General features: G+C 43.6%; 5 protein-coding genes and 1 pseudogene. 5 read left to right on the top strand and 1 reads right to left on the bottom strand.

The window, feature by feature from the left end:
• Window positions 1–528 (bottom strand): DNA-3-methyladenine glycosylase (locus WBA23_RS17620; RefSeq protein WP_424583599.1); only part of this gene is annotated, 528 nt, incomplete at its 3' end.
• Between the two features lie 164 nt (window positions 529–692).
• Between WBA23_RS17620 and WBA23_RS17615 the strand changes: the two genes are divergently transcribed.
• The 5 genes and pseudogenes from WBA23_RS17615 to WBA23_RS17595 form a co-directional block, all read left to right on the top strand.
• On the top strand, window positions 693–1,547 hold the full coding sequence (locus WBA23_RS17615) for a DUF2911 domain-containing protein (RefSeq protein ID WP_424583598.1): 855 nt from the start codon (window positions 693–695) through the stop codon (window positions 1,545–1,547).
• A 129-nt stretch (window positions 1,548–1,676) separates the two neighbouring features.
• Entirely contained in the window at window positions 1,677–1,952 is a 276-nt protein-coding gene (locus tag WBA23_RS17610; protein WP_424583597.1) for a TIGR03643 family protein, read from the top strand.
• Window positions 1,953–1,976: 24 nt separating this feature from the next.
• Window positions 1,977–2,189, top strand: coding sequence for a hypothetical protein (locus WBA23_RS17605; RefSeq protein WP_424583596.1), 213 nt, complete (start codon window positions 1,977–1,979; stop codon window positions 2,187–2,189).
• Window positions 2,190–2,270: 81 nt separating this feature from the next.
• Window positions 2,271–2,573 carry a type II toxin-antitoxin system VapC family toxin gene (locus tag WBA23_RS17600; protein WP_424583600.1) on the top strand — a complete coding sequence of 101 codons (303 nt, stop codon included), beginning with the start codon at window positions 2,271–2,273 and terminating at the stop codon, window positions 2,571–2,573.
• Window positions 2,574–2,625: 52 nt separating this feature from the next.
• A pseudogene (locus WBA23_RS17595) lies at window positions 2,626–2,826 on the top strand (TIGR03643 family protein); the annotation flags it as partial.
• Between the last annotated feature and the right edge of the window lie 270 nt (window positions 2,827–3,096).

Below are 3,096 nucleotides of genomic sequence, written 5' to 3'. Positions count from 1 at the left end.
GTCAATACCTACTCGCGGGCTAGCGATGATATTATCCTCTTTCACCTCTTCGCCGTGATCCTCTAGCCAAATTGTTTCTCCGGTAATGAGCGAGATTCCGTAGTGATCAGTACTTATTCCTAAGGCTTGGGTGAGCATTCCCGGCCCGGCGGCGAGTCGCTTCTCATCCTCAATTCCCCGTCGTTGTTTCATAAGGTCAGTGCCCTTTGTAGGTTCAATAGCCCGAATCAGTACCGCATCAGGTTTGCCTTCTTTATTGGTAATGATATTGAACATTCGGTGAATGCGATACACCGTGTACACGTAGGCCACTCCCCCAGATTTATACATAACATCGGAACGCGTATTGCGCCGGTTCAAATGCATCTGGGTAGCTCGGTCTCCCTGGTGGGCGTAGGCCTCCGTTTCTACTACCTTTCCGCCAGAAATTTTACCATCAATCTCAGTAAAAAGATACTTGCCCAGTAACTCCTGGCTAATCTGCAACACATCGATGCGTTGGTAGAAAGAGTTATCTAATATGTTCATGGTGTTACCGTATTATAGTTTAAAAGTTTTGAGTTTTATGTTCTGAGTTTGTAAAAATGAACTCAAAACCTAGAACTCTAACACCATAACACTCATCAATACAGTGCTTGTTTTCAAACCCCTAGTGACTAACTTTGTGCTCTTAACTAAAAATTGCACTAACTATGAAACGAAGTATCTATCTTATGGTAATTGCCCTGCTAATTGTTTGGCAGGTAGAAGCCCAAATTACCACTCCGCAGCCAAGTCCGCTGGGAGAAATTTCTCAAACAGTAGGCCTGGCCGAAGTAAGCATTGAGTATTCTCGACCCGGAGCGAAAGGTCGAAAGATCTTCGGTGGCCTAGAGGCTTATGATAAGTTGTGGCGCACCGGAGCCAACATGGCTACTAAGCTTACGGTGAGCGACGAAGTAATGATTGAAGGTAACTCCCTTCCCGAAGGGGAATATGCGCTGTTCAGCATTCCGGGTGAGGAAGAATGGACCATGATTGTGAACAAAAATACGAAGCAAAGTGGCACCGGAAACTACGATGAAAGTGAGGATATGTTCCGCTTTACAGTTCCGGCCAAAAAGATTGATATGCCCTTTGAGACGCTGACGTTCATGTTCTCTGATTTGACCGATACTGGAGCCAAATTGCACATGGTATGGGAAAATACGATGGTGAGCTTCGGAATAGAAGACCCGAACGTGGACAAAAACGTGATGGCACAGATTGAGGAAAAAATGGCTGATCCGGGCGATGATCCTAATCTGTACTACGCGGCGGCGAATTATTACTACACCACCGACAAAGACACGGAGCAAGCCCAGGAGTGGATTGATAAAGCGGTAGAGCTCAACGGCGACCGCTACTGGGTAATGCATCTGCAAGCCAAAATTCACGAGAAGAATGGCAACTACGAAAGTGCTATGGCTGCCGCTAAGAAATCAAAAGAGTTAGCGGAAGAAAACGGCAATCAAGCCTACGTAAAAATGAACGACGAGCTAATGACCACCATTAGCGATCAAATGTGATTCTTTTTAGGTTTTAGGGGTTGGAAAGTAAAGTGAGCTTGAGAGTTAAGAGTCAGCTATAGGTAGCAGCAAACATTAGGTTATACTTATAGTTTCTTAGCAAAAGCTTCTTCTAAAATCCAATCCTTAATGCCTAATTTAAGTGAGCGCGACGTAGACCGAATTATTGAAATGGCCTGGGAAGACCGAACTACCTTTGATGCCATTGAAGCGCAGTTTGGCTTGTCCGAAAAAGAAGTTATCAAACTAATGCGCCGGGAGATGAAATCTAGCTCGTGGCGGATGTGGCGCGAACGGGTACAAGGTCGCAGCACCAAACATCAGAAAAAACGTAACTTCGACGAAGGGACGTTTAAAAGTACCCGTCAGAAGAATATTTCTCTTAATAAGATTTCAAAACGATAGCGTTGTTAATTCGTTAATCTAATTATGACTGAAATTCGCACTGATTTACACGCTATAATTGAGAACTTAAATGACGCACAAATAGAAGAACTTCGTCAGATTGTGAATGAACGGTTTTCGCCACCTGCTACACCGAAGCTAACTGAACGTCCAATTGGTTTGCGCCGAGGAGCTCTCAAATATATGGCTGACGACTTCGATGATCCTCTCGACTGCTTTAAAGAATATATGCCTTAAATGTCCTACTTACTAGATACTCACGCACTCATTTGGACATTAGAGGGAGATAAACGTCTCTCGATTCAAGCAGCCTAGAAGATTAAAGATTTAGAAGTTACTATCTACGCTAGTGTGGTAAGTCTGTGGGAGATTGCTATTAAGCGTAGTTTAGGAAAACTAGATTTCCACTTAACCTTTCATGAAACCTATCGAGACTTAGCTGCTATTCAAATTCGGATTGTTGGTATTACTTCTGAACATTTGACTCAAGTAGAAACCTTGCCTTTTCATCATGGCGATCCCTTTGATCGCTTACTAATTGCTCAGTCTCAAGTACTGAAAGCAGATATGATAACTAGAGATAAGGTATTTAGTGATTACGGGGTACAAGTTATCTGGTAAATCTCAAGGTAGCTGTTTCTTACGGGCTGCCCCATAGCTGTTGCTAAAAACCATTGAATCTCAGTTTGGCCTATCCGAAAAGGAAGTCATTAAGCTGATGCGCCGAAAGATGAAACCCAGTTCGTGGCGCATGTGGCGCGAACGGGTACAAGGTCGCAACACTAAACATCAGAAAAAACGTAACTTCGACGAAGGGACGTTTAAAAGTACCCGTCAGAAAAACATCTCCTTCAATAAGATTTCTAAACGATAGCGTTCTCTTCTCACAATCTCATTATTTAGCTCGCACTTCTACCCTTGCTAGTGCGGAAATGTACTACGTATAATACCTACTGCAAATAGTCACGTTAAGCACCCAAAAGAGTATTCAGTCATCACATCAGTTCCACCCCAACTGTTCCTTAGTGATCAATTTGCGACGACTGCTTCACAGCGACTGCTTCACAGCGACTGCTTCACAGCGACTGCTTCACAGCGACTGCTTCACAGCGACTGCTAAAAAATGTTAAATTTCAGTACCTAC

Source organism: Tunicatimonas sp., from assembly GCF_049647865.1.
GTDB lineage: Bacteria > Bacteroidota > Bacteroidia > Cytophagales > Cyclobacteriaceae > Tunicatimonas.
Note: the sequence above shows the minus strand (reverse complement) of the source record. Positions and strands in the feature narration are given on the sequence as shown.

Excerpts from the sequence above, each read along its gene's own strand:
- WBA23_RS17615 (WP_424583598.1), top strand. The coding sequence starts at position 693 with ATGAAACGAAGTATCTATCTTATGGTAATTGCCCTGCTAATTGTTTGG.
- WBA23_RS17605 (WP_424583596.1), top strand. The coding sequence starts at position 1,977 with ATGACTGAAATTCGCACTGATTTACACGCTATAATTGAGAACTTAAAT.
- WBA23_RS17610 (WP_424583597.1), top strand. The coding sequence starts at position 1,677 with ATGCCTAATTTAAGTGAGCGCGACGTAGACCGAATTATTGAAATGGCC.